The 23,758-nt window shown below is 58.6% G+C and carries 26 protein-coding genes; 15 read left to right on the top strand and 11 right to left on the bottom strand.

Annotated features, from left to right (window positions below; genetic code table 11):
• Positions 1-13 precede the first annotated feature (13 nt).
• Genes CRO87_RS18405 through catA form a run of 11 tightly spaced genes read left to right on the top strand, consistent with a single transcriptional unit; the run spans position 14 to position 8,631 of the window.
• Positions 14-373 carry an IacB protein gene (locus CRO87_RS18405; protein ID WP_097164378.1) on the top strand — a complete coding sequence of 120 codons (360 nt, stop codon included), beginning with the start codon at positions 14-16 and terminating at the stop codon, positions 371-373.
• A gap of 10 nt (positions 374-383) precedes the next feature.
• Positions 384-926 (top strand): nuclear transport factor 2 family protein, encoded by a 543-nt coding sequence (locus tag CRO87_RS18400; RefSeq protein WP_097164377.1) that lies wholly within the window; start codon positions 384-386, stop codon positions 924-926.
• Positions 916-2,229, top strand: coding sequence for a Rieske 2Fe-2S domain-containing protein (locus CRO87_RS18395; protein ID WP_217992677.1), 1,314 nt, complete (start codon positions 916-918; stop codon positions 2,227-2,229). The genes CRO87_RS18400 and CRO87_RS18395 overlap by 11 nt, the downstream gene beginning before the upstream one ends.
• Positions 2,229-2,708 (top strand): aromatic-ring-hydroxylating dioxygenase subunit beta, encoded by a 480-nt coding sequence (locus CRO87_RS18390; RefSeq protein WP_097164426.1) that lies wholly within the window; start codon positions 2,229-2,231, stop codon positions 2,706-2,708. The genes CRO87_RS18395 and CRO87_RS18390 overlap by 1 nt, the downstream gene beginning before the upstream one ends.
• 10 nt (positions 2,709-2,718) lie before the next feature.
• Entirely contained in the window at positions 2,719-3,459 is a 741-nt protein-coding gene (locus CRO87_RS18385) for an SDR family NAD(P)-dependent oxidoreductase (RefSeq protein WP_097164376.1), read from the top strand.
• Positions 3,460-3,468: 9 nt separating this feature from the next.
• Positions 3,469-4,401 carry a PDR/VanB family oxidoreductase gene (locus CRO87_RS18380; RefSeq protein ID WP_097164375.1) on the top strand — a complete coding sequence of 311 codons (933 nt, stop codon included), beginning with the start codon at positions 3,469-3,471 and terminating at the stop codon, positions 4,399-4,401.
• 10 nt (positions 4,402-4,411) lie between these two features.
• On the top strand, positions 4,412-4,906 hold the full coding sequence (locus CRO87_RS18375) for a flavin reductase (RefSeq protein WP_097164374.1): 495 nt from the start codon (positions 4,412-4,414) through the stop codon (positions 4,904-4,906).
• 27 nt (positions 4,907-4,933) lie between these two features.
• Positions 4,934-6,259, top strand: coding sequence for an MFS transporter (locus CRO87_RS18370; RefSeq protein ID WP_097164373.1), 1,326 nt, complete (start codon positions 4,934-4,936; stop codon positions 6,257-6,259).
• A complete protein-coding gene (locus CRO87_RS18365) occupies positions 6,256-7,371 on the top strand; it encodes a muconate cycloisomerase family protein (RefSeq protein ID WP_097164372.1) in 1,116 nt (371 codons plus the stop codon). Before CRO87_RS18370 ends, CRO87_RS18365 begins: the two co-directional genes overlap by 4 nt.
• Before the next feature lie 11 nt (positions 7,372-7,382).
• Positions 7,383-7,670: a muconolactone Delta-isomerase gene (gene catC, locus CRO87_RS18360; RefSeq protein ID WP_097164371.1), complete on the top strand. Its 288-nt coding sequence runs from the start codon at positions 7,383-7,385 to the stop codon at positions 7,668-7,670.
• A 34-nt stretch (positions 7,671-7,704) separates the two neighbouring features.
• Positions 7,705-8,631, top strand: a complete 927-nt coding sequence (gene catA, locus CRO87_RS18355) for a catechol 1,2-dioxygenase (RefSeq protein WP_097164370.1) — start codon at positions 7,705-7,707, stop codon at positions 8,629-8,631.
• 80 nt (positions 8,632-8,711) lie between these two features.
• On the opposite strand, the gene CRO87_RS18350 is transcribed toward catA, so the two are convergent.
• Positions 8,712-11,000 carry an FdhF/YdeP family oxidoreductase gene (locus CRO87_RS18350; protein WP_097164369.1) on the bottom strand — a complete coding sequence of 763 codons (2,289 nt, stop codon included), beginning with the start codon at positions 10,998-11,000 and terminating at the stop codon, positions 8,712-8,714.
• A gap of 153 nt (positions 11,001-11,153) precedes the next feature.
• Here CRO87_RS18350 and CRO87_RS18345 point away from each other — a divergent pair, with 153 nt between their 5' ends.
• A complete protein-coding gene (locus CRO87_RS18345; protein ID WP_097164368.1) occupies positions 11,154-11,837 on the top strand; it encodes an RluA family pseudouridine synthase in 684 nt (227 codons plus the stop codon).
• 58 nt (positions 11,838-11,895) lie between these two features.
• On the opposite strand, the gene CRO87_RS18340 is transcribed toward CRO87_RS18345, so the two are convergent.
• Positions 11,896-12,435 (bottom strand): DUF2058 domain-containing protein, encoded by a 540-nt coding sequence (locus tag CRO87_RS18340; protein ID WP_097164367.1) that lies wholly within the window; start codon positions 12,433-12,435, stop codon positions 11,896-11,898.
• A gap of 142 nt (positions 12,436-12,577) precedes the next feature.
• Here CRO87_RS18340 and yajD point away from each other — a divergent pair, with 142 nt between their 5' ends.
• Positions 12,578-12,925, top strand: a complete 348-nt coding sequence (gene yajD / locus CRO87_RS18335) for an HNH nuclease YajD (RefSeq protein WP_097164366.1) — start codon at positions 12,578-12,580, stop codon at positions 12,923-12,925.
• Between the two features lie 53 nt (positions 12,926-12,978).
• Here yajD and CRO87_RS18330 read toward each other — a convergent pair whose 3' ends face one another.
• The 4 genes from CRO87_RS18330 to pth all read right to left on the bottom strand — a co-directional run bounded on the left by CRO87_RS18330 (position 12,979) and on the right by pth (position 16,744).
• The gene (locus CRO87_RS18330; protein ID WP_097164365.1) at positions 12,979-14,034 is read right to left on the bottom strand and encodes a bifunctional transcriptional activator/DNA repair enzyme AdaA; all 1,056 of its coding nucleotides are present in this window, start codon (positions 14,032-14,034) and stop codon (positions 12,979-12,981) included.
• A complete protein-coding gene (locus CRO87_RS18325; protein ID WP_097164364.1) occupies positions 14,021-14,794 on the bottom strand; it encodes an isocitrate lyase/phosphoenolpyruvate mutase family protein in 774 nt (257 codons plus the stop codon). The genes CRO87_RS18330 and CRO87_RS18325 overlap by 14 nt, the downstream gene beginning before the upstream one ends.
• Positions 14,795-14,949: 155 nt before the next feature.
• On the bottom strand, positions 14,950-16,044 hold the full coding sequence (gene ychF, locus CRO87_RS18320; protein WP_097164363.1) for a redox-regulated ATPase YchF: 1,095 nt from the start codon (positions 16,042-16,044) through the stop codon (positions 14,950-14,952).
• A gap of 115 nt (positions 16,045-16,159) precedes the next feature.
• On the bottom strand, positions 16,160-16,744 hold the full coding sequence (gene pth / locus CRO87_RS18315; protein ID WP_097164362.1) for an aminoacyl-tRNA hydrolase: 585 nt from the start codon (positions 16,742-16,744) through the stop codon (positions 16,160-16,162).
• A gap of 270 nt (positions 16,745-17,014) precedes the next feature.
• Between pth and ychH the strand changes: the two genes are divergently transcribed.
• Positions 17,015-17,290: a stress-induced protein YchH gene (ychH, locus tag CRO87_RS18310; RefSeq protein ID WP_097164361.1), complete on the top strand. Its 276-nt coding sequence runs from the start codon at positions 17,015-17,017 to the stop codon at positions 17,288-17,290.
• Between the two features lie 40 nt (positions 17,291-17,330).
• Here the strand turns inward: ychH and CRO87_RS18305 are convergent, their stop codons facing one another.
• From CRO87_RS18305 to lolB, 5 genes are all read right to left on the bottom strand, one after another.
• A complete protein-coding gene (locus CRO87_RS18305; RefSeq protein WP_097164360.1) occupies positions 17,331-17,870 on the bottom strand; it encodes a GNAT family N-acetyltransferase in 540 nt (179 codons plus the stop codon).
• Between the two features lie 12 nt (positions 17,871-17,882).
• A complete protein-coding gene (dauA, locus tag CRO87_RS18300; RefSeq protein WP_097164359.1) occupies positions 17,883-19,589 on the bottom strand; it encodes a C4-dicarboxylic acid transporter DauA in 1,707 nt (568 codons plus the stop codon).
• 122 nt (positions 19,590-19,711) lie between these two features.
• Positions 19,712-20,659 (bottom strand): ribose-phosphate diphosphokinase, encoded by a 948-nt coding sequence (prs, locus tag CRO87_RS18295; protein WP_097164424.1) that lies wholly within the window; start codon positions 20,657-20,659, stop codon positions 19,712-19,714.
• A gap of 124 nt (positions 20,660-20,783) precedes the next feature.
• On the bottom strand, positions 20,784-21,653 hold the full coding sequence (gene ispE / locus CRO87_RS18290) for a 4-(cytidine 5'-diphospho)-2-C-methyl-D-erythritol kinase (protein ID WP_097164358.1): 870 nt from the start codon (positions 21,651-21,653) through the stop codon (positions 20,784-20,786).
• The gene (lolB, locus tag CRO87_RS18285) at positions 21,650-22,267 is read right to left on the bottom strand and encodes a lipoprotein insertase outer membrane protein LolB (RefSeq protein WP_097164357.1); all 618 of its coding nucleotides are present in this window, start codon (positions 22,265-22,267) and stop codon (positions 21,650-21,652) included. The genes ispE and lolB overlap by 4 nt, the downstream gene beginning before the upstream one ends.
• A gap of 195 nt (positions 22,268-22,462) precedes the next feature.
• Here lolB and hemA point away from each other — a divergent pair, with 195 nt between their 5' ends.
• Entirely contained in the window at positions 22,463-23,719 is a 1,257-nt protein-coding gene (gene hemA, locus CRO87_RS18280; RefSeq protein WP_097164356.1) for a glutamyl-tRNA reductase, read from the top strand.
• Positions 23,720-23,758 lie beyond the last annotated feature (39 nt).

Raw genomic sequence — 23,758 nt, 5'->3', positions numbered from 1 at the left:
AAAGGAGCAACAGATGAGCCAGTCAACAACCTTACGCGTGCTGTTTTGTATCGGCGTGAACCAGAACTTTTTTGATGCCACCGCCACGGAGGCCAAACAGGTGTGGGCCGCTTTCGGCGTGATGATGAAAGGGATCGAGGAGACGCAAGGGATCCGCGTCATCGGCAACATGGACGATGACCAGTTGATGGTCGGGCCATCCACCACCGCGCCGTGGACGACCTATGTGCTGGCAGACGCCGAGCGCCTGGAGAACGTCGCCGCGGTCTGCAACCTGTTCCGCACCACGCCGGTGGGCGACGGCGGCAGCAAGCTGTGGAAGTACTGCAAAATCGAGGCCCGCGTGGGCCGCGAACTGATTATTCAGGGTTAAGGGCAGCGTGATGAATGCTCAGGATGCGCTGCGCTTGCAGCAGCTTGAAGCGTGCCAGGCCGCCCGCGTGTGCATCAGCGACTACATGCGCCTGTGCGACAGCCTCGACAGCGCTGAAACCGTGCAGGCGATAGGGGCGCTGTTCAGCACGGATGCCTGCTGGGAAGGGCTCGGCGAGCCTTATGCCGCACGCCTCGGACAGCATCGCGGGCGTGAAGCCATCGTGCGGATGATGGCGGGCTATGTGCGCCAACCGGCGCATTTTGCCATGAACGCGCACTTTCTCTGCTCCGAAGCGCTGTGGCACGAGGCAAACGGTGAGCTCAAGGGGCGCTGGCTGATGCTACAAACCTCGGCATTTACCGCCGGAGGTGCGCACCTTAACGCGGCGGAGATCAACGTGGCGTTCGCTTGCGAGGCGGGAAGGATGGCGATGCGCCACTTCACCACCCGCAACCTGTTCAGCCGCCCGGTCAGCCACTGGCACGCGGCGGACGTTTTACCTGTCCCTGAGAATAACGACAACGTACAGGAGAGTGGAAATGCAGTGTGACCACATCATTAACGTAAAAAATATCGACGCTGCGCCGCAGCCTGCGCTGTCCGGCGCGGAGATTGCGGCGCTGGTGAAGCCCGATCGGGTACACACCTCGCTGTATACCTCCGACGCACTGTTCCAGATTGAACTGGATCGCGTCTTCAGCAAGACCTGGGTGTGGGTGGCGCACGCCAGCGAGATCCCGGACACCGGCAGCTTTAAAACGACGGAAATCGGCACCCAGCCGGTGATCGTCGTGCGCGACCGCAAAGGCACGGTTCACACCTTGTTGAACCGCTGTCGCCATCGTGCCGCCACAGTCTGTGAGCACCGCAGTGGCAAAACCAACAGCTTCGTCTGCCCGTATCACGGCTGGGGCTACGCGCTGGACGGCAGCCTGCGCGGCGTGCCGCACCCGGAAAGCTACGCCGACCAGCTGGAAAAGGGCGAGCTGGGGCTGGTTTCTCTGCGCACCGAACAGTACGCAGGGATGATTTTTGCCACCTTCAACGAGCAGATTGAACCACTTGAGGATTTCCTCGGCACGGCGAAAAAGTGGATGGATCTGTTTATGAAGCAGGGCGCGGGTTACCCAATCAAAACCGGGCCAGCCCACCGTTTCCGCTTCCCAGGCAACTGGAAAATTCAGCTCGAGAACACCACCGACGGCTACCACTTCCCGGTGGTTCACCGCTCGTTCCTGAGCTCCGTCGATAAGCAGACCGAAGAGATGCTCAACTTTGTCGACGGCAGCGGCTACGTCGAAGACCTCGGCAACGGCCACAGCGTGATGGTGATGATCCCTGAACTGGTCGATCTTGAAGCCAATCTTGATGCGCCTATTCCTGAGCGCTTCGAAGAGCTGGCCGAAGCGCTGCGCGCCGATCACGACGAAGAGCAGGTGCGCCGTATCGTGCGCGCCGTCGGCGGTTCAGGCTTCAACCTCAATATCTTCCCGAACATCGCCTGTTCGATGGCCTTCTTCCGCGTGCTGCAACCTGTTTCGGTGAATGAAACCGAAATTCACCACGCGGTGATCACCATGGACGGCGGGCCGGAGATTGCCAACCAGGCACGCTTGCGCCTGCACGAACACTTCCAGGGCCCGATGGGCTTTGGCACGCCGGACGATTCCGAAGCCTGGGAGCGCGTGCAGCGCGGGGCCACCGCGGGCGATGACCTGTGGATCATGCTCAACCGCGGATTGGCCGGGGAATACCGCTCCGATGACGGCCTGCGCAGCGACGTCAGCGCCGAAACCGGGATGCGTGCGGCCTATCAGCAGTGGAAAAAACTGATGACGGAGGGCGAGCAATGATGACGCCAGAATCAGCCCTGTTTACCGCGATGGCGGTGATCAACCTCGAAGGCGACCTGCTCGATCAGGGGGAATTCAACGCCTGGCTCGAACTGTGGCAGCGCGATGGCCTGTACGTCGTGCCGATCGACCCGCAGGCCACCGATTTTAAAAACACGCTCAACTACGCCTGCGACGATCACCACATGCGCGAGAAGCGCGTGCAGCGGCTCTACAGCGGCGAGTCCATTTCCACCACGCCACGCGCCAGAACGCTGCGCACGCTGTCGCGCTTCCGCATCCTGGAATCGGACGCCGAACGCATCGTGGTGCGCGGCGCACAGTCCTTGTGGGAGCACCGCAAAGGGCACAGCCGTCATTACGCGGCGGATATCACCTGGCAGCTACAGCGCCACGGCGAAAGCTGGCTGATTCAGCAAAAGGTGATCCGCCTGGTCAACAGCGATGATGTGCTGCACAGCATCGGCTACATCCTCTGAGGAGCGAGTTATGTCGCAAGTTGCATTAGTGACCGGCGCGGCGTCCGGTCTGGGCAATGCCATCGCCACGCATCTGCTGGCGCAAGGTTATCGGGTTGTGTTGACCGATGTGGACGAGGCGCGCGCGCAGCAGGCCGCCGCAAGCCTGGACGACGGGCAGGGCAAGGTGCTGGCGCTGAGGCTTGATATTCGCCAGCCGCAGGACTTCGCCCGGGCGCTGGAACTCACTCAGGCCCGCTTTGGTGAGCTTCATGTGCTGGTGAACAACGCCGCGCTGACCCTCGCCACGCCGGTGATGGAGATTAGCGTCGAAGAGTTCGACCGGGTGATCGCAACCAACCTGCGCGGCACCTTCGTTGGCTGCCAGACGATGGGGCGCTACTTCGCAAGCCAGGGCTATGGCCGAATCATCAACCTGGCCTCACTGGCCGGGCAGAACGGCGGCACGGCTTCAGGGGCGCACTACGCTGCATCGAAAGGCGGGATTCTGACGCTGACCAAAATCTTTGCCCGCGAGCTCAGCAAGTCCGGCGTGACGGTCAACGCCATCGCGCCGGGCCCGGTGGATTCGCCGATGGTTCACGCACTGGTGCCGGAAGAGAAAATGGCCGGTCTGCTGCAGATGATCCCTGTCGGCCAGCTTGGCGAGGCGGATTTTGTGGCGCAGGCCGTGGCGTTGCTGGCATCTCCACAAGCGTCGTTTGTCACCGGGGCGACCTGGGACATCAACGGCGGCCTGTTTATGCGTTAAGGAGGCAACATGCTGACACTTCAGGTGATTCGTCGCGAGTTGCAGGGCGAGGTGGTGGTGCTGACGCTGGCGGACGGTGATGGCAAAGCGCTGCCGCCGTACCGCGCCGGGGCGCACATCGATCTGCACCTGACGCCGGAGCTTATCCGCCCGTACTCGCTGTGTGGCGATCCGCAGGACCGACAATGCTACCAGTTAGGCATTCTCAAAGATAAAGCCTCACAGGGCGGATCGCTGGCGGCCCATGCGCTTCAGGAAGGCGATGTCGTCACCGTGAGCGACCCGCGTAACCTCTTCGCGCTGGAAGAAAACGCGGCGCACAGCCTGCTTATCGGCGGCGGGATTGGCATCACACCGATGCTGGCGATGGCCGCAGAGCTGCACGCCGCGGGACGCTCGTTTTCGCTGCATTACTGCGCCCGTTCACGCTCACAGGCGGCGTTTATTTCACAGCTGGAAAACGCCCCGTTTGCGCACCGTGTACAGCTGCACTTCAGTGATGAGCAGCGTCTGAACCTGGAGGCCGTGCTGAGCGATGTGCCGCCGGAAACGCACCTTTACGTCTGCGGCCCGACGCGGCTGATGGATGCGGTGAGCGAGCAGGCAGCCCGACACGGCTATAGCCCTGAGCAATGTCACCAGGAGTGCTTCAGCGCGGAGGTCCAGACGGGCGGTGAGGCGTTTGAGGTGGTGGCTGCTACCAGCGGCATCACCGTGCAGGTGCAGGAGAACCAGACCATCGTCGAAGCGCTGGCGCAGGCGGGACTGAAAGTGACGGTCTCCTGCAAGCAGGGCATTTGCGGCAGCTGCCTGACCGGGGTGCTGGAAGGGGAACCTGACCATCGCGACAGCTACCTCACCGATGAAGAAAAAGCCGACGGCGATCAGATCCTGCTGTGCTGTTCGCGGGCGAAGTGTGGCCGTTTAGTGATCGACCTGTAAGGAGAGACTTATGACTCTGCAAACTGAATTTCGTAATGCGATGGCCCAGCTCGGCAGCGCGGTGTCGGTGATCACCACCGACGGCCCGGCGGGTAAATTTGGCTTCACGGCTTCTGCCGTCTGTAGCGTGACCGACCAGCCGCCGACGCTGCTGGTGTGCATGAACCGCAACTCCTTCGCCCACGACCACTTCCGGCGCAACGGCACGCTCTGCGTCAACGTGCTGTCTGGCGACCATCAGGAGCTTTCGGGCGTGTTCGCCAACGCCAGCCTGCGCTCGGAGCAGCGCTTCCTGCACGACAGCTGGCAGGTGATGACCAGCGGCGCGCCGGTGCTCAGTTCGTCGGTGGCAAGCTTCGACTGCCTGATTGCTGACTGCCACGAAGTCGGCAGCCACTCGGTCTTTTACTGCCAGGTGCAGGCGATCCGCATCAGCGAGCAGCCGTACGGCCTGGTGTACTTCAACCGCCGCTATCACACGGTCGGCGTGGACGCAGAGGCGTAGGCCCATCCCCAAAAGAGGCAACGCGAAATGAGCAATGTGGCAACTGAAAATAGCGTGAGCGCAGGCGCTGGCACCCACGATGCGCAGCAGATGCGCAAGCTGGTGATGGCGTCGGTGCTGGGCAACGCCCTCGAATGGTACGACTTCTTCCTCTATGGCACCGCGGCGGCGCTGGTGTTTGGCCCGCTCTTTTTCCCGGTGGGCGGCGATCCGCTGCAGGGCACGCTGCTGGCGTTCTCCGGGTTTGCGGTCGGTTTTCTCGCCCGGCCGCTCGGCGGCATTGTCTTCGGGCATCTCGGCGATCGCTACAGCCGCAAGATGACGCTGATCATGACCCTGACGCTGATGGGTGCCACCACCTTCGTGATTGGCCTGCTGCCGGTCTATGCGCAGATTGGCCTTTGGGCACCGCTGACGCTCATCATCCTGCGCTTTTTACAGGGCGTGGCGTCGGGCGGCGAGTGGGGCGGGGGCGTGCTGATGCTGAGCGAAAACGCCCCGGCGGCGCAGCGCGGGTTTTACACAGCCTGGAGCCAGATGGGCGTCTCCGGCGGATTCGTTCTGTCGGCCTTCGCTTTCTGGCTGGTGCAGCAGCTGCCAGAGGCCGATTTTATGAGCTGGGGCTGGCGCGTGCCGTTCCTGCTGAGCATAGTTATCTTCCTGGTCGGCGTATACATCCGCAAAAACATCCGTGAAAGCAAAGCCTTTGCTCAGGCACAGCCGCAGGAGAAGCACGAAAAAATCCCACTGCTGATCCTTATACGCGAACACCCGAAAGCGCTGTTGCAGGCCATCGCGCTGCGTCTGCCGGAAAATGGCGCGTCCTACATCTTTTTCACATTTTCCGTGGTGTATGCAAAACACATCGGCATCAGCACCGGGGAGATCATCAGCGCGGTGACGCTGGCGATGCTGGTGGAGTTTTTCTCGATTCTGTTCTGGGGCGCGCTGTCGGACCGCATCGGCCTGAAGCCTGTTTACTACATCGGCGTTATCGGCCTGCTGGTGATGGCGTTTCCGTTCTTCTGGCTGCTCTCCACCGGCAGCTACGGCTGGGTGATGGTGGCCATGATACTCGGCTTGCCGGTATGTCACGGGGCGATGATTGGCACCCAGCCCTGCATCATGAGCGATCTGTTCCCGGTGCGGGTGCGCTACTCCGGACTGGCACTCGGCCATGAGGTCGGGTCGATTTTCTCCGGCGGCCTCGGGCCAATGCTGGCGGTGGCGCTGCTGATGGAATTTGACGCCTCGTGGCCGGTTTCCCTGCTGCTGATGGTTTACGCATTACTGGCGTGGCTGGCGCTGTGGAGCCTGCCGTCCACCAGACAATTAACAAGGAGAGAAGCATGAGTATCACCATTGAGTCCATCGCCTGCTGGCTGGTGGACATTCCGACGGTGCGGCCGCACAAGCTGTCGATGACGACGATGGGCTGCCAGACGCTGACCATCGTCCGTATGACCTGCGCGGAGGGCGTGGTCGGCTGGGGCGAAGCCACCACCATCGGCGGCCTGAGCTACGGCGCGGAGAGCCCGGAAGCAATTAAGTCGGCGATTGAAACTTATCTTTCGCCACTGCTGTGCGGGCAGACCTTCAGCGGCGTGGCGGCGCTGGCACAAACCATGAACGCCAGCGTGAAGGGCAACACTTTTGCGAAGTCGGCCCTCGAAACTGCCTTTCTGGATGCGCTGGGAAAATCGCTGAACTTACCCGTCAGCTCGCTGCTGGGCGGGGCGCTGACGCAGCGTTTGCCGGTGCTGTGGACGCTGGCGAGCGGCGATACCGAAAAGGATATCGCCGAAGGGCAGCGGCTGCTGGCGGAAGGGCGGCATAACACCTTCAAACTCAAAATTGGCGCGCGCGACCTGGCGACGGATATCCGCCACGCGCTGGCAATCAAAGCGGCGTTAGGTGAAGACGTCAGCGTACGTGTGGACGTCAATCAGGCGTGGGATCTGACCACGGCCATTAAAGGCATGGCGCAGCTTCAGGCGGGCGGCATCGATCTTGTGGAGCAGCCCATTCCGCTGTGGGACCGACGCGGGTTGATCGCTCTCAGCCAGCGTTTTGAGGTGCCGATCCTCGCCGATGAGGCCGTGGCAACCAGCCACGACGGCTACGCGCTGGCGAGCGACGGTTTCACCGGAGCTTATGCGCTGAAAATTGCCAAAGCAGGCGGCCCGGCGCAGGCGCTGAAGCTTGCTCACGTTGCTCAGGCAGCGGGCGTGGCGCTGTACGGCGGCACGATGCTCGAAGGCACCCTCGGCAGCGTTGCTTCGCTGCATGCCTGGTCGACCGTCAGTATGCAATGGGGCACAGAGATGTTTGGCCCGCTGCTGCTGAAGGACGACATCGTGGTGCACCCGCTCGATTTCAGCGACGGGCAGGTAACGCTGCCGCAGGGACCAGGCCTCGGCATAGAGATCGACGCCGACAAACTTCACCACTATTCAAGACGTTAAAGGAGCTCGGGATGCTTTTTAAAGTGGAAATGCAGGTCAATATTCCGGCGTCGCTGCCGCAGGCGCAGGCCGATGAAATCAAGGCCAGAGAGAAGGCCTATTCACAGCAGCTTCAGCGCGACGGCAAATGGCTGCACATCTGGCGCGTGGTCGGTCAGTACGCCAACGTCAGTATTTTTGACGTCGCCGATAACCAGGAGCTGCACGACCTGCTCACCGCCTTACCGCTTTATCCGTACATGACGATGTCCGTGCAGCCGCTGTGCCAGCACCCGTCGTCGATTCACTCTGCGAAGTAAATAAAAAAACCTTACCCTACAAGAGGAACACGCAATGTCAGTCAATCCTGCGAAACAAACCGAACTGGAATCCCTGCTTGCCATCAGCAGCGGTCTGAACGCGTTACAGGGCAACGAGCGCTTCAAGAACATCATGCACCAGCTGCTGAGCGACCTGTGTCATACCATCAAAAAGTTCGACATTACCGATGAAGAGTTCTGGCTGGCGGTGAACTACCTGAACGAACTCGGCCAGCGCCAGGAGGCGGCGCTGCTGGCGGCAGGGCTCGGCCTTGAGCACTATCTGGATATGCGTGCCGATGAAAAAGAGGCCGCAGCGGGGCAGAACACTGGCACGCCGCGTACCATCGAAGGGCCGCTGTACGTGGCGAACGCGCCGCTGAGCAAAGGTTTTGCACGAATGGATGACGGCAGCGAGAAGGCCGAAGCTATGTGGCTGCACGGGCAGGTGACCGATCTCAACGGCAAACCGGTGGCGGGCGCGGTGGTGGATATCTGGCATGCGAACACGCTGGGCGGCTACTCCTTCTTCGATGCATCGCAGAGCGAATATAACCTGCGCCGCCGCGTGGAAACGGACGCGGAAGGGCGTTACGCCGTGCGCAGTATTGTGCCCTGCGGCTACGGCTGCCCACCGGATGGCCCGACGCAAAAACTGCTGACCGGCCTCGGCCGCCACGGCAACCGCCCGGCGCACGTGCACTTCTTCGTCTCCGCGCCAGGTTTTAAGCACCTGACCACGCAGATCAACCTCAACGGCGATGAATATCTGTGGGACGACTTTGCCTTTGCCACCCGCGAAGAGCTGATCGCCGACCCGGTAAAAATCACCGATGAAAAGCTTGCGCAGCAGCGCGATATTCCTGCGCCGCACACCGAAGTCAGCTTCAACTTTGCGTTGGTGAAGGCGAGTGACAGCGAGGAAGAAGCGCGCGGGAAGCGTGCTCGCGTGAAAGAGTAAGCTGACAGATTGCCCGGCGGCGCTTGTGCTTGCCGGGCCTACTCGTAGGCCGGGTCAGGCGCAGCCGCCACCCGGCAATGCTAAAGCGCGCGAATGTCCTTCGAGCGCAGCGTCAACCGTACAGGCACCGATTTGTACGACGGCGTGCCGCTCTCTTTGTCGAGATAATCCAACGGCACCAGCACGTTCGCCTCCGGGTAATAGGCTCCGACGGAGCCTGATGCGATGCTGTATGCCACCACGGTAATGTCCTCCAGCGTCTGCGTGCTTCCGGGCAGGGCGGTGGCGATATCCACCCGATCGCCGTGCTCCAGCCCCAGCGCCGTCATGTCTCCTTCGTTCATAAACAGCACGTCACGGCGGCCAAACACGCCGCGATAGCGGTCGTCCAGCGCATAAAGCGTGGTGTTGTACTGATCGTGGCTGCGCAGCGTGATCATCCGCAGGGTGTTGTCGCCGACGCCTTTGGCGTTTTCATCCAGCCCGTCAAAGACTGAGAACATCGCTTTGCCGGTGGCGGTGGGCCACACGCGTTCCGTCGGCGGCAGCGGCATCCTGAAGCCGCCGGGAGTGCGGATCCTTTCGTTATAGTTGCTGAAGCCTGGAATGGTCTGTTCAATCAAATCGCGGATACGGTCGTAGTCTGCGACAAGATCTGCCCAGGCAATTTTAGTGTCCGGCAGCGTGGCTTTCGCCATCCCTGCGACAATCGCCGGTTCGGACAACAGCTGTGTAGAGGCGGGTTTCAGCTTGCCGGAAGAGGCGTGAACCATCGACATAGAGTCTTCGACGGTGATCGACTGCCTGCCGGTTTGCTGCACGTCCAGTTCGGTACGTCCTAAGCACGGAAAAAGGTATGTTTCACGGGCGGTTAGCAGATGCGAGCGGTTGAGCTTAGTGCCAACGTGGACGCTGAGATCAAGATTACGCATCGCCGTGAACACCTGTTCATGATCGGGCATGGCGACCGCAAAATTACCGCCGAGACAGATCAGCGCTTTGGCCTCGCCGGCAATCATCGCCTGGGTTGCCATCACCGCGTCGTGGCCGTGTTTTGACGGCGGGACGAAGCCAAAGACTTCTTCAATGCGGTTTAAAAATGCCTGCGTGGGCTTCTCGCTGATACCGACCGTGCGGTTTCCCTGCACGTTGGAATGGCCTCGCAGCGGGCAGATCCCGGCACCGGGTTTGCCGATGTTGCCGCGCATCAGCAGCAGGTCAGCAATCAGCCGCACGTTGGCGGTGCCCTTATTGTGCTGAGTGATGCCCATCCCGTAGGTGATGATGGTGGCGTTCGATTTGGCGTAGGCAACCGCTACGCTTTGCAGGTTGGCGCGCGTCAGGCCGGATTCCTGCTCGATGGCTTCCCACTCCGTCGCCGCAATATCTTCGGCGAAGGCAGCAAACCCTTCAGTGTGGGTCGCAATAAACTCGCGATCGAGCACCTTGCCTTCCTGGGCCTCAAGCTCAAGCAGGTGCTTCGCGATGCCCTTCAGGGCCGCCGCATCACCGCCCGCTTTGACCTGGAAATAGGTCGAGGCGATGTCCGTCGAGCCATAAGTTGCCATCTCAATTACGCTTTGCGGATCGGCAAACCGCTCCAGCGCGCGCTCGCGCAGTGGATTAAAGACAACGATCGGCACGCCGCGCCGGGAGAGTTCGTGCAGGGTGCCCATCATTCGTGGGTGGTTGGTGCCAGGGTTGTGGCCAATGGAGATAACCAGCTCGGTTTTATCAAAATCGTCCAGCGAGACGGTGCCTTTGCCGATGCCAATCGAACGTGGCAGGCCGGTGCTGGTGGCTTCGTGGCACATATTGGAGCAGTCGGGGAAGTTGTTGGTCCCAAGCTCTCGTGCGAAAAGTTGAAACAGGTACGCCGCTTCGTTCGAGGTGCGCCCGGAGGTATAAAACTCCACGGCGTCAGGCTCGAGGCCACGCAGAATTTCGCCGATGCGATCGAACGCCTGCTGCCACTCAACCGGGCGGAAGGTGTCGCTTTCGCGGTGATAAACCAGCGGGTGCGTAAGCCTGCCGTAGCCTTCAAGCTCAAAATCGCTCATTGCCAGCAGCGAGATGACGCTGTGCGCTGCGAAAAAATCGGGCGTCACGCGCTTGCTGGTAGCTTCCCAGGTGACGGCCTTCGCGCCGTTCTCGCAGAACTGGAAGGTGGACTTGTGCTCTTTGTCCGGCCACGCGCAGCCCGGGCAGTCGAAGCCATCCGGCTGGTTGGTGCGCAGCAGCGTGGCGGGTGCCTCCAGGGCGTCCATTTGCGTGCGCACGGCAATCGCCGTGGCCTTCAGCGCGCCCCAGCCTCCGGCAGGGCCGTCGTAGTGTCGGATGCCGGGCACGGCACGTCTTTTGTTGTTCATCGGGGCTCCTGCAAAAAAATGACCGTTTAAGTTTACACCTCGGTGATTAACACAATAACAACAATCAGCGATCAATTTGTGTGGGAAGGGGCAGGTCGTCAGCCAGGGGGGAATGGAGTATCATCCGCAGCTTCTTTTGCTACGGGTTGCCTGATGTCCACGATTATCGATACCTTTATTGCTCCGCCCTGTGCGGATGAGATTGAGATCCTGTATCAGGACCAACATCTGCTGCTCATTAACAAGCCTTCCGGGCTGCTGAGCCTTTCAGGGAAGAATCCGCTCAATCTCGATTCGGTCCATTACCGGCTGGTGCAGAACTACCCTGGCTGTACGCTGGTCCATCGCCTGGATTTCGGCACTTCCGGGTTGATGGTGGTGGCGCGCAATAAAGCGATCAACGCCGCGCTATGCCAGCAGTTCAGCGCGCGTGAGGTGACGAAAGGTTATTCTGCGCTGCTTTGTGGGCATGTGGAGAAAGACGAGGGAATTGTCGACGCACCGATTGCCAAAGATCCTGCGCTATTTCCGCGAATGGCTATTTGCCCGGAGAACGGCAAGCCAGCGCGTTCCCGTTACAGAGTGGTGGAGCGCTTTTCTCAGAATGATATGGCACTGACGCGCGTTGAGCTGCTGCCGGAAACCGGGCGCACACATCAGCTGCGCATTCACAGCCAGTATCTTGGTCATCCGATTGCGGGGTGTGATTTGTATGGCGGACTTGACTTTCCGGGCGCAGAACTGACGCCGCGCCTGATGCTGCACGCCAGCGAACTGCATTTTGCCCATCCCGTTAGCGGCGAGGTGATCCACGCCGTCAATGCCAGTCCGTTCTGATTTCTGCACAAAAAAGAAAAGCCCCGCAGGGCTTTTCATTCACGACCGATAGGACGTATTACCACATCAGATCGTCAGGGATTTTGAAGTCCGCATACGGATCGTCTTCATCCTCAGCTTCCTGACTCAGCGCGTTGTTCAGGACGATACTGGCGGCATCGCGCTGGGCGATTTTATCGGCGACGGCGGCAGGGATGATGGCGTATTCGCCTTCGGCATTCGCATCCGTGATCAGTCGGGCAATGGCAAGGCGGCCTTTAATCAGCTGATCCTGAGTGATTTTATTCACCGTGATTTTTTTAATCAGGTTGCCGTCGGTGAAGTTGAACTCGATGTTGCCCCGGTCGACAACGATTCGGTTCATCTCGATAAGCTGCTTCACCTGCGCTTTGTACTCTTTGGAGAGCACGGCCTGCTTCTGCTGCTCGCTCAGCAGTTTGTCGCGCTCGATCTGCGCCTTTTTGTTTTCTTCCACCGCTTCACGCGCCTCGCGAGCCTGGACGCGGGATTTCTTGGCGGTACGCTGAACCTTAGCCACTTTCTTGCTGGAGACTAAGCCTGCTTTCAGCATCTGCTCTTGTAAGGTAAGTTTTGTCATCTTCGTTTCTGAGCTTGTTGATAATGGGGGAGAGTATACCCCGATTTGCGGCGGCTGTGGCAGAACTGCGGCCTCTGTTTCGCCTTCCGTTCCTTGTGGGATATGATGAGCAAAATTATCCTTTTGTCACAGGTACTCCGAAATGGCTCTGATCCCTAAAAACTACGCGCGACTGGAAAGCGGCTACCGCGAAAAAGCCCTGAAAATTTACCCGTGGGTGTGCGGGCGTTGCGCACGTGAGTTTGTCTATTCCAACCTGCGTGAGCTGACGGTGCACCACATCGATCACGATCATACCAACAACCCGGAAGACGGCAGCAACTGGGAGTTGCTCTGCCTTTACTGCCACGACCATGAGCACTCGAAATACACCGAGGCCGACCAGTACGGCACCACCGTTGTGGCAGGCGAAGACGCACAGAAAGACGTCGAGGCCGCGACCTATAACCCGTTCGCAGATTTAAAGGCGATGCTGGGTAAGAAGAAGTAATGCGTGTGAGCCGCCCGGAGGGGCGGTTTTAGTTGAGGTTGATAGCGGCGTTTTCAGCGTTTCTGACTGTATGTCCGCTCATGTTCAATAAGCCACGCTTTGCGCGCAATGCCGCCGCCGTAGCCGGTCATTGTTCCGTCTTTGCCAATGATTCTGTGGCAGGGAATGACGATGGCAATGCGGTTGGCTCCGTTTGCGGCAGCCACGGCCCTCGCGGCACCGGGCTTTCCGGTTTCCGCAGAAAGGGCCTGATAATGTGATGTTTGGCCATAAGGAACGGCGCGCAGCGCTTGCCAGACGGTTCGTTGAAATTCGGTGCCGGGAGCGTCGAGAGGCAGATCAAAGTCCAGACGAGTCCCGCAAAAATATTCATTAATCTGCTTTTCAGCCTGCCGAGTGTGGCTGTTCTCTCCGGCGATTATTCGGGCATTCATCAGACGCTGGAGGTCGCGAAATTCGGTTTCCAGCATCCGCCGGTCGGTAAATTCCAGCAGGCAAACGCCCCGCTCGGTTGCACAAACGAACATCGGCCCCAGCGTCGTGGTAAAACGATGAATGAGAATGACCTCCGTCTGCCCGGTTGGCGATGCGCCCGTCAGCTGCCTGAAGGTATAGCCAAAGCCGCTCAGCGACTCATAACCCGTATCGAAGGCCACGTCCGTTGCCTTACGTCCCCCCTTAAGCTCCTGGACCGCCACATTAACCCTCTGCATGCGCTGGAATGCCTGGAAGGTCATGCCGTGATTTTGCACAAACCAGCGCCTTATGCGTTCTGGGCTGAGGTTGTGGGCGCGAAGTGCGGCATCGCTGAGGCGCGTTTTAGGATCGATACGCACAAGTTCTAATGCCTGCTGTACCCACTCCGGCGCGCTGTGCGCATTCTCAGTGGGGCGGCACACTTTGCAGGGGCGAAAACCGGCATCCAGCGCAGATTTAAAGTCGCTGTAGAACTCAACATTTTCACGTTTCGGCTTCCGGGCCCGGCAGACCGAGAGGCAAAATACGCCAGTGGTTTTCACCCCGACAAAAAACACGCCGGTATATTCAGCATCGCGCTCAACCAGCGCCTGATACCAGCGATCGCACTGATGATTATCAAGAACTTTCATGTGCAAAAACTCCGGCAAAGGATTGCTGCGACAGGACGTTCAGCATAACCGCTTTGAGCGTAAGCTGAAGGGCTGAATGAACAAAATTCCCCATCGAAATGCGGCGAAAGCCTGCGACTTTCAGATTTTCGAAATCAGGGAGATCAGGCATGCACATCACGTTCAGGGGCAGAGGGCAAGCATCGGCAATTATCGCCATCTCTTTTTCTGACGTCAGACAGGGCACAAACAGGCCGTCCACACCTGCTGCCTGATAAAGTTGCCCACGGAGCAACGTTTCCTGCAGCGGCTGCGCATGGTTTAGCAGGTAAGCGTCAGTGCGGATGTTGAGAAAGAGGCTGAGATTCTCGTTGTTCAGTTCAGTGCGAATATCGCTTAGCGTGCGGGCGAATTCTGCGGCATCGACGAGTTGGCGCATGCCATTCACCACCCGGCTATCTTCAAGGTTTACGCCCACAACGCCTGATTGAACCAGGCGCTTAAGACGAGCGGTGATCTCTTTGGCTGTTCCACCAAACCCGGCTTCCATATCAACGCTTAGTGGCAGATTGCTGACGGCCTTAATACGCGTCACGATGTAAAACAGTTCATCGAAAGAGAGAGCTTCTCCGTCTTCGTATCCCAGCATGGCGGCAATGGCGGCACTTGAGGTGCCCAGCGCCTGAAAGCCTGCCTGCTGCGCCGCAACGGCGCTCGTCGCATCCCAGACGTTGGCGATAAGTAAGGGGGTTGTGTGATGGTGAAGTTCAGCAAAGGTCATGGTTATCTCCGCAGGTAAGGTGTCGGATGACTGTAGAGGATTGGAGGAAACCCTCACAACCGAAAACTGGACGACCATTTTTTTATGTTGTGCTGCAGACGACAGAAAACAAAAAACCACGCCGGAGCGTGGTTTTTTTAATGCAAAAGTGAGGCTTAGACGTTGAACAGGAAGTTCATCACGTCGCCATCTTTAACGATGTAGTCTTTGCCTTCAGCGCGCATTTTGCCGGCTTCTTTCGCGCCTTGCTCACCTTTGTAGGTGATGAAGTCTTCAAACGCGATGGTTTGTGCGCGGATAAAGCCTTTCTCGAAGTCGGTGTGGATTTTACCGGCAGCCTGCGGGGCGGTTGCGCCGACAGGGATGGTCCACGCACGAACTTCTTTCACGCCTGCGGTGAAGTAGGTTTGCAGGTTCAGCAGTTCGTAACCGGCGCGGATCACGCGGTTCAGACCTGGCTCTTCCAGACCCAGCTCGGCCATGAATTCATCACGGTCGGCGTCGTCCAGTTCTGCAATATCGGATTCAACAGCGGCACAGACGGCAACCACAACGGAACCTTCGGCAGCGGCGATTTCACGCACTTTGTCGAGGTATGGGTTGTTTTCAAAACCGTCTTCGTTGACGTTGGCGATATACATGGTTGGCTTCAGGGTCAGGAAGCTCAGGTATTTGATCGCGGCTTTGTCTTCGTCAGTCAGGTTTTTCAGCGCACGCAGCATACCGGCGTTTTCCAGCTGTGGCAGGCATTTTTCCAGCGCAGCCTGTTCAGCTTTCGCGTCTTTATCGCCGCCTTTAGCTTTTTTCTGCACGCGGTGCAGGGCGCGTTCGCAGGTGTCGAGGTCAGACAGCGCCAGCTCGGTGTTGATAACGTCAATATCGTCAGCCGGATCGACTTTGTTATTCACGTGGATGATGTTGTCGTTCTCAAAGCAGCGCACCACGTGGCCGATGGCTTCGGTTTCACGGATGTTGGTCAGGAACTGGTTGCCCAGGCCTTCACCTTTGGACGCGCCCTTTACCAGACCGGCGATGTCGACGAATTCCATGGTGGTAGGCAGAATGCGCTGTGGCTTGACGATTTCAGCCAGCGCATCAAGACGCGGATCGGGCATTGGCACGACACCGGTGTTCGGCTCGATGGTACAGAACGGGAAGTTAGCCGCTTCGATACCGGCTTTGGTGAGCGCGTTGAACAGGGTGGATTTGCCGACGTTAGGCAGGCCGACGATACCGCATTTAAATCCCATGATGTAAATCACCTTAATCTTTGGTAATCAACCTGTTGCGTAGAACAGATTGCAGAAAAGTAAACAACTTCGCCTATTATACACGGCGCGGGGCAAAATTGCCGCTCGCCGGGCGTTATTGTGCTTTAAAAGCGTGTAAGCGGTTGGTGGCTTTGGTCAGACCGTCTTTCAGCCACAGCTCAGTGCAGCGTGCCGCTTCGTCTACCGCTTCGTCGATCAGCTTCTGTTCCGACAGCGGAGGCTTGCCCAGCACGAAACCGACAACTTTGTTTTTATCGCCCGGATGACCGATTCCCACGCGTAAACGGTGAAAATTCGGGTTATTGCCGAGCTTGCTGATGATGTCCTTCAGGCCATTGTGGCCGCCGTGGCCGCCGCCGAGCTTGAACTTTGCCACGCCAGGCGGCAGGTCGAGTTCATCGTGTGCGACAAGGATTTCATCCGGCGCGATGCGGAAAAAGGTGGCCATTGCCGCTACGGCTTTGCCGCTGAGGTTCATAAAGGTGGTCGGCACCAGCAGACGCACATCTTCGCCTGCCACGTTGATGCGCGAGGTATAGCCGAAGAATTTGCTCTCTTCGCGCAGCGGGGCGCGAAAACGGTCCGCCAGTAAATCCACGTACCAGGCCCCGGCGTTATGGCGGGTCGCGGCATATTCCGCGCCCGGATTGGCGAGGCCGACAATCAGTTTAATCGTCACGTTTTTGTCCTGAGTGAGTCGATAGCTGGCGCGTAGTGTACTGTAATCGCGGCGGCAGACAAAATTCTGTAAGCCTGACGGGGGCGGGCAGATAATTGCCAATCTGAACCATTAGAAATTCATATAGTTCAGCCTGTTATTTGTAAAGTTATGTTGCTCAGATGTTCGTAATTGTGATCGCCTGCGCACTTACAAGCGGGAGTGTTGTCTATACTTTACACACAAGGACCAGGGATATTCCCTGTTAACCCAAAGTTCCGGAGGTGACATATGAAACGCAGAAACGCTTCGCGACTCGGTAACGTGCTCATGGGTTTAGGATTAGTCGTTATGGTTGTGGGTGTGGGTTACTCAATTTTAAACCAGCTTCCACAGCTTAACCTGCCACAATTTTTCGCGCACGGCGCGGTGCTGAGCATTTTCCTCGGTGCCATTCTCTGGCTGGCAGGTGCCCGCATCAGCGGCCATGAGCAGATCAGCGACAGATACTGGTGGGTACGTCATTATGACAAGCGCTGTCGCCGCGACGGTCACCGCCACAGCTAAGATTAGCAGAACGGCTCCCTCGGGAGCCGTTTTCAATTCTCTATTGCGCGCATGAATCCGGGGAAGGGCGCGTATACCTGCCCACCGGTTTGCCGTGGTAAGTCACGTTATGCTCAAATCGAAAACCAAACTGTTCGGCGAGGTGAATCGAGCGCTGGTTTTCTTCATCAATGATGCAGCACAGGGGGATTTTCAGTTCGTTGTCAGCCCACCGTAGCATCGCGTCCAGCGCTTCTTTGGCATAGCCTTTGCCGTGAACCGACGGCGTCAGCGCCCAGCCCGCTTCCGGAAATTCGAGCGCTGGCGTGAGATCGCGCTTCGCCTCCTGCAGGCCAAACTGCCCGACATAGCGCTCGGTTTGTTTCTCAAACACCGCCCAGTATCCATACCCCAGAGCCTGCCAGTGGCCGATATAGCGCAGCAGTCGGCTCCAGCTCGCTTCCGCACTTTGCGGTTCGCCGCCGATGAATTTCACTACGTCAGGATCGGCCCAGAAGGCCGCCAGGGCAGCGAAATCATCCACGGTAAATTGCCTTAACACCAGTCGTTCAGTTTCCAGTCGAGGGGCTTGGGCGATCATATCCATCCTTCGTTATTCTGCTGATTGCAGTTGATGATTGCTGATATCGGCCAGGGCCGCATCACGATTCGGGTAAAACGCCAGGCGTCCGGCAATGGGCTGCACGCCCGCGCGGGCAAGGGTTCGCAGCGGCTGGAACTCCAGATTCGAGACGCGCAGCTCGCAGCCTTCCGGCAGACGACTGACGAAGCGCTGAAACGCCTCCAGGCCACCGGCATCCAGCACCGGAACCGCATCCCATTTCAGTACCACGATGCGCTTGCCGCCAATCCGCGACTGCAAATCGAGGAACACACTTTCGGCGGCGGCGAAGAACAGAGGACCGATCACCCGAATCACCAGCACGTCGTCGGGTACGTCCACGCTCACTGGTGCAAGATGGGTCATTCTGGCGATGCGGCGCATAAACAGCAGCGATGCCAGCACGATCCCGACGCTGATGGCGATCACCATATCGAACAGCACCGTCAGCGACATACAGATAAGCATCACCACAATGTCGTCGACGGGCGCGCGGCGCAGCAGATTGACGACCTTGTGCGCCTCGCTCATGTTCCACGCCACCATCAGCAGCAGGGCCGCCATTGCTGAAAGCGGCAGCCAGGAGAGCAGCGGGGCCAGCACCAGCAGCGCCATGATCACCAGGACTGCGTGCAGAACGGCAGCGACGGGCGAGGTGGCTCCGGCGCGCACGTTGGCGGCTGAACGCGCAATGGCGGCGGTGGCGGTGATCCCACCAAAGAATGGCGCGATGATGTTGCCCAGACCCTGGCCAATCAGCTCATTGTTCGCTTTATGACGCGTGCCGGTCATGCCGTCGAGTACCACAGCGCAGAGCAACGACTCAATTGCGCCGAGCATCGCCATCGAAAATGCGGCAGGGAGCAGCGCCTGCAATGAGGCCCAGCTGAGGGTAAAGCTGGAATCCGGCATGTTCCACGGCAGCACCAACTGCGGCAGAATCTGCGGGATGCCGTTGCCCAGCGTGCCGTCGCTCAGCACATAGTGGAACTGTGAGCCAATGGTCGCGACGTGGCCACCCAGCAAATTGACGATGCCCATCACCGCACAGCCCGCCAGCAGCGCAGGCAAATGGCCCGGCAGGCGCAGGCCAAGACGCGGCCAGAAGATCAGCATCCCCAGCGTGACCACGCCAATGGCGGCATCGCCAGGGTTCAGCCCCGGCAGGGCCATCGCCAGCGCACCCACCTTTTGCCAGTAATGTTCCGGCATGTGCTCTATCTGCAAACCGAAGAAGTCTTTGATTTGCATAGTGGCGATGGTGATGCCAATCCCTGACGTAAAGCCGAGCGTCACCGAGATTGGAATGTACTCAATCAGGCGGCCGAAGCGGGCGAGGCCGAACAGGATAAGAAAGATGCCGGACATCAGCGTGGCCACCAGTAAACCGGCCAGCCCGAACTGCTGAGAAACCGGATAGAGGATCACCACAAAGGCGGCGGTCGGCCCGGAAACGCTGAAGCGGGAACCGCCCGCCAGCGCGATCACAACCCCGGCGACAGCGGAAGTGTAGAGGCCATACTGCGGCGGTACGCCGCTGCCGATAGCGAGTGCCATCGCCAGTGGGATGGCGATAATGCCGACGGTGACCCCAGCGATAAGATCGCGGGTGAAGCGGCTAAGGGTATATTTCTCTTTCCAGCAGGCATCTATAAGGGCGCGAAATGGCATGATGTCTGCGAGTGTCGATCGGTTCACAGTAGTCTTCATCCCTGTGCGCATCATTTGCTTTTGGATCGCAAATGAAGGAGGCATTGGTCATACAAATAGGTGACGGAAATAAAAAAACCCGCCGCAGCGGGTTTTCACGGCTCGTCCGATTAATGCTCGAACATGGCAGAGATGGATTCTTCGTTGCTGATACGACGAATCGCTTCCGCCAGCATGCCTGACAGAGTCAGGGTGCGGACGTTTGGCAGCGCTTTGATCTCATCCGACAGCGGGATGGTATCGCAGACGATCACTTCGTCGATGACGGAGTTGCGCAGGTTGCTTGCCGCATTGCCGGAGAAGATTGGGTGAGTCGCGTAAGCAAACACGCGTTTCGCACCACGCTCTTTCAGCGCTTCGGCGGCTTTGCACAGAGTGCCGCCGGTGTCGATCATGTCGTCAACCAGCACGCAGTCACGACCGGCAACGTCACCGATGATGTGCATCACCTGAGAAACGTTAGCGCGCGGACGGCGTTTGTCGATGATAGCCATGTCGGTATCGTTAAGCAGCTTGGCAATAGCACGAGCACGCACGACGCCGCCGATGTCCGGAGAAACCACAATTGGGTTTTCCAGCTTCAGCTGCAGCATGTCTTCGAGCAGGATTGGGCTGCCGAACACGTTATCTACCGGTACGTCGAAGAAGCCCTGAATCTGTTCAGCATGCAGGTCAACGGTCAATACGCGGTCAACGCCGACGCTGGACAGGAAGTCCGCGACCACTTTGGCGGTGATTGGCACACGAGCGGAACGTACGCGACGGTCCTGACGGGCATAGCCAAAGTAAGGGATAACGGCGGTGATTCGGCCTGCGGAAGCACGGCGCAGGGCATCGACCATGACAACCAATTCCATCAGATTGTCGTTGGTTGGGGCACAAGTGGACTGGATGATGAAAATATCACCACCGCGTACGTTTTCGTTAATTTGTACGCTGACTTCACCGTCGCTAAAACGACCTACGGCGGCGTCGCCAAGAGAAGTGTACAGGCGGTTGGCAATACGTTGTGCTAGTTCCGGGGTAGCGTTACCAGCAAAAAGCTTCATATCAGGCACGAGAAGAACCTCAGGCATGCGTCCAGTGGTGGATGAATGGGCCAAAAACTGTGCGGGCCAGGCGCATTTCATCCAGGCGGTGTATTAATGAGCACGATGCAACGTCTGGAACGGGGTGACGTTGTCACCGAAACTCAGTCTGCTCCTCGGTAGCGTGCATTAACGGTGAAACGTTCACACCGCGGGCGATAAAGCCCTGCAGCCATTCCGGGGCTTGTTCAAGCACCTGACGGGCAGCGGATTCGGTGTCAAATTCAGCAAACACACAGGCCCCTGTGCCAGTCAGGCGCGACGGGGCGTATTCTAACAGCCAGGAAAGCGCTGCATCAACCTTACGAAATCGTTTTCTTGCGATAACCTCGCAATCGTTGCTGAATTCACATTCTAGTAACGTTTCAATTGACCTGCGCGGCGAATTTCTGGGCAATTCCGGATCTTTGAAAATAACCGGGGTGGGAATGCTCTCGCCAGGGTGTGCCACCAGGTACCATTTCTCCGGCACCGTGACGGGCGTCAGGAGCTCACCGACGCCTTCTGCGAAGGCCGCATGGCCGCGCACAAACACCGGCACGTCCGCGCCTAAAGTCAGACCAAGCGTCGCGAGTTCATCGACGGAAAGCCCGCAGCCCCAGAGATGATTCAACGCGACCAGCACGGTTGCCGCATTCGACGAGCCGCCGCCGAGGCCGCCGCCCATCGGCAGAATTTTGTCGATGCTGATATCCGCGCCTGAACCTGAAGGCAGGCGACCGCTGTCCGCCGCCGCATTCATCAGCATGCGTGCGGCGCGGACGATCAGATTTTCTTCATCGGGCACGCCCTCAACGGGCGTCAGCAGACGAATTTCACCATCATGGCGCACATCAATGGTTATTGTGTCGCCGTAATCCAGAAACTGAAACAGCGTCTGCAGCGTATGATAGCCATCGGCACGCTGGCCGGTGATGTAGAGAAACAGGTTCAGCTTCGCCGGGGAGGGCCAACGGGTACTCATTTGACTATCCAGCTGTCCATTTTCAGCTTGATGCGCTCGCTGCCTTCGGTCAGCTCCATGTTCGACGGCAGGGACGGTTTGCTGTTGCTGTCATAGCCGCTGTACACCACCTTCCAGGTTTTGCCGTTTTGCGTGTAGTTCAGCTCGCTCAGGCGCGCCTGGTCATCGAGTTTATAGTCGGTTGCATCACCCGGCAGGCCGAGGATCCACTGGCGCAGGCTGTTGAGCGGAATCGGCATGCCGGTCAGTTTACCAATCATCTCTTCCGCATCGGTGGAGGTGTAAGACTGGCCCTTGTTGTCAATCAGCGTCACGCTGCCCGGGCTTGCGGTGAGCGAAAGTTCGGTGCTGCCCAGCGGGTTGGTCAGCAAAAGACGATAGTTGTCTTTGCCGGTCTGCTGCCAGAAGAAGCGGGCATAGACTTTCTGTTCGTCGTTCAGGAAGGCGAATGCGCCGCGGGTCTGATACTGGCTGAGCTGACGTACTTCCTGCTGATGTTGCTGCCACTGCGGAGAGTCCGGGCTTTTCCCCGGGCCTTTTGGCGCATTGATGGAGCAGGCGGTGAGGACCAGCGCCGCCAGCGGCATCAGGCGTAAAACAGAGGTCAGCTTCATTGAAAATCCTTGAGTTCCGTTGCAGTTATAAGGGTCAATGCTAGCGCTGCCTGATAAGCACGTCTACGTTCAAGTTGTCCCAAATCATAATATTACCGATTACTCCGAAAGGGGGCCCTCTCTTTTATTGACCTTGCGCATCCTGTATGATGCGCTCAGACTAACCTTATCAACGCTGGTACTACTCCTGCATTCATGACGCTCCTGGCACTAGGCATTAACCACAAAACCGCACCGGTCGCGCTGCGAGAACGTGTTACGTTTTCGCCTGATACGCTCGACCTGGCGCTGGAAAGTCTGCTGTCCCAGCCGATGGTGCAGGGCGGAGTGGTGCTGTCGACGTGTAACCGCACCGAGCTTTATCTCAGCGTTGAAGAGCAGGAAAACCTGCAGGAATCCCTGGTTCGCTGGCTGTGTGATTATCATCAGCTGAATGAAGCGGACCTGCGTCAGAGCCTTTACTGGCATCAGGACAACGACGCGGTCAGCCATCTGATGCGCGTGGCAAGCGGCCTCGATTCGCTGATCCTCGGTGAACCGCAGATCCTCGGGCAGGTTAAAAAAGCCTTCGCCGATTCCAGCCGTGGCCATCTCAACGCCAGCGAGCTGGAACGCATGTTCCAGAAATCCTTCTCCGTAGCCAAGCGCGTGCGCACCGAAACCGATATCGGCGCCAGTGCCGTTTCTGTTGCTTTCGCAGCCTGTACCCTGGCGCGTCAAATCTTTGAATCGCTGTCGTCGGTGACCGTTTTACTGGTGGGCGCAGGGGAAACTATTGAACTGGTGACGCGTCATTTACGCGAACATGGCGTCAAAAAGATGCTGATCGCTAACCGTACCCGCGAACGCGCTCAGGTGCTGGCCGATGAAGTCGGCGCGGAAGTGATTGCGCTGAGCGAAGTGGACGAGCGCCTGAAAGAAGCCGACATCATCATCAGCTCCACCGCCAGCCCGCTGCCGATTATCGGCAAAGGCATGGTCGAACGCGCCCTGAAAGCGCGCCGCAATCAGCCGATGCTGCTGGTGGATATCGCCGTACCGCGCGACGTAGAGCCGGAAGTCGGCAAACTCGCCAACGCCTATCTCTACAGCGTGGACGACCTGCAAAACATCATTCAGCACAACCTGGCGCAGCGCAAAGCCGCCGCCCAGCAGGCTGAAACGATCGTCGAGCAGGAAACCAGTGAATTTATGGCCTGGCTGCGTGCGCAAAGCGTCAGCGAGACCATTCGTGAATACCGCTCGCAGGCCGATCTGGTGCGTGATGAACTCACCAGCCGCGCGCTGGCGGCATTGCAGCAGGGCGGAGACGCCGAAGCCATAATGCAGGATCTGGCGCGCAAGCTGACCAACCGCCTGATCCACACGCCAACCAAATCTCTTCAGCAGGCTGCCCGTGACGGGGACGATGAACGCCTGAATATTCTGCGCGACAGCCTCGGGCTGGAGTAGCGCTGCTCTCTCAAATTCTTATTACAGGGTGAATTCACG

Source organism: Enterobacter sp. CC120223-11, from assembly GCF_900215375.1.
Lineage (GTDB): Bacteria > Pseudomonadota > Gammaproteobacteria > Enterobacterales > Enterobacteriaceae > Scandinavium.
Note: the sequence above shows the minus strand (reverse complement) of the source record. Positions and strands in the feature narration are given on the sequence as shown.

Excerpts from the sequence above, each read along its gene's own strand:
- ychH (WP_097164361.1), top strand. The coding sequence starts at position 17,015 with ATGAAACGCAGAAACGCTTCGCGACTCGGTAACGTGCTCATGGGTTTA.
- CRO87_RS18325 (WP_097164364.1), bottom strand. The coding sequence starts at position 14,794 with ATGACCTTTGCTGAACTTCACCATCACACAACCCCCTTACTTATCGCC.
- yajD (WP_097164366.1), top strand. The coding sequence starts at position 12,578 with ATGGCTCTGATCCCTAAAAACTACGCGCGACTGGAAAGCGGCTACCGC.
- CRO87_RS18345 (WP_097164368.1), top strand. The coding sequence starts at position 11,154 with ATGTCCACGATTATCGATACCTTTATTGCTCCGCCCTGTGCGGATGAG.
- CRO87_RS18375 (WP_097164374.1), top strand. The coding sequence starts at position 4,412 with ATGACTCTGCAAACTGAATTTCGTAATGCGATGGCCCAGCTCGGCAGC.
- CRO87_RS18400 (WP_097164377.1), top strand. The coding sequence starts at position 384 with ATGAATGCTCAGGATGCGCTGCGCTTGCAGCAGCTTGAAGCGTGCCAG.
- CRO87_RS18395 (WP_217992677.1), top strand. The coding sequence starts at position 916 with ATGCAGTGTGACCACATCATTAACGTAAAAAATATCGACGCTGCGCCG.
- CRO87_RS18385 (WP_097164376.1), top strand. The coding sequence starts at position 2,719 with ATGTCGCAAGTTGCATTAGTGACCGGCGCGGCGTCCGGTCTGGGCAAT.
- CRO87_RS18365 (WP_097164372.1), top strand. The coding sequence starts at position 6,256 with ATGAGTATCACCATTGAGTCCATCGCCTGCTGGCTGGTGGACATTCCG.
- ychF (WP_097164363.1), bottom strand. The coding sequence starts at position 16,044 with ATGGGATTTAAATGCGGTATCGTCGGCCTGCCTAACGTCGGCAAATCC.
- CRO87_RS18380 (WP_097164375.1), top strand. The coding sequence starts at position 3,469 with ATGCTGACACTTCAGGTGATTCGTCGCGAGTTGCAGGGCGAGGTGGTG.
- ispE (WP_097164358.1), bottom strand. The coding sequence starts at position 21,653 with ATGAGTACCCGTTGGCCCTCCCCGGCGAAGCTGAACCTGTTTCTCTAC.
- CRO87_RS18390 (WP_097164426.1), top strand. The coding sequence starts at position 2,229 with ATGACGCCAGAATCAGCCCTGTTTACCGCGATGGCGGTGATCAACCTC.
- CRO87_RS18330 (WP_097164365.1), bottom strand. The coding sequence starts at position 14,034 with ATGAAAGTTCTTGATAATCATCAGTGCGATCGCTGGTATCAGGCGCTG.
- hemA (WP_097164356.1), top strand. The coding sequence starts at position 22,463 with ATGACGCTCCTGGCACTAGGCATTAACCACAAAACCGCACCGGTCGCG.
- catC (WP_097164371.1), top strand. The coding sequence starts at position 7,383 with ATGCTTTTTAAAGTGGAAATGCAGGTCAATATTCCGGCGTCGCTGCCG.
- CRO87_RS18370 (WP_097164373.1), top strand. The coding sequence starts at position 4,934 with ATGAGCAATGTGGCAACTGAAAATAGCGTGAGCGCAGGCGCTGGCACC.
- catA (WP_097164370.1), top strand. The coding sequence starts at position 7,705 with ATGTCAGTCAATCCTGCGAAACAAACCGAACTGGAATCCCTGCTTGCC.
- CRO87_RS18350 (WP_097164369.1), bottom strand. The coding sequence starts at position 11,000 with ATGAACAACAAAAGACGTGCCGTGCCCGGCATCCGACACTACGACGGC.
- CRO87_RS18340 (WP_097164367.1), bottom strand. The coding sequence starts at position 12,435 with ATGACAAAACTTACCTTACAAGAGCAGATGCTGAAAGCAGGCTTAGTC.
- lolB (WP_097164357.1), bottom strand. The coding sequence starts at position 22,267 with ATGAAGCTGACCTCTGTTTTACGCCTGATGCCGCTGGCGGCGCTGGTC.
- CRO87_RS18305 (WP_097164360.1), bottom strand. The coding sequence starts at position 17,870 with ATGATCGCCCAAGCCCCTCGACTGGAAACTGAACGACTGGTGTTAAGG.
- CRO87_RS18405 (WP_097164378.1), top strand. The coding sequence starts at position 14 with ATGAGCCAGTCAACAACCTTACGCGTGCTGTTTTGTATCGGCGTGAAC.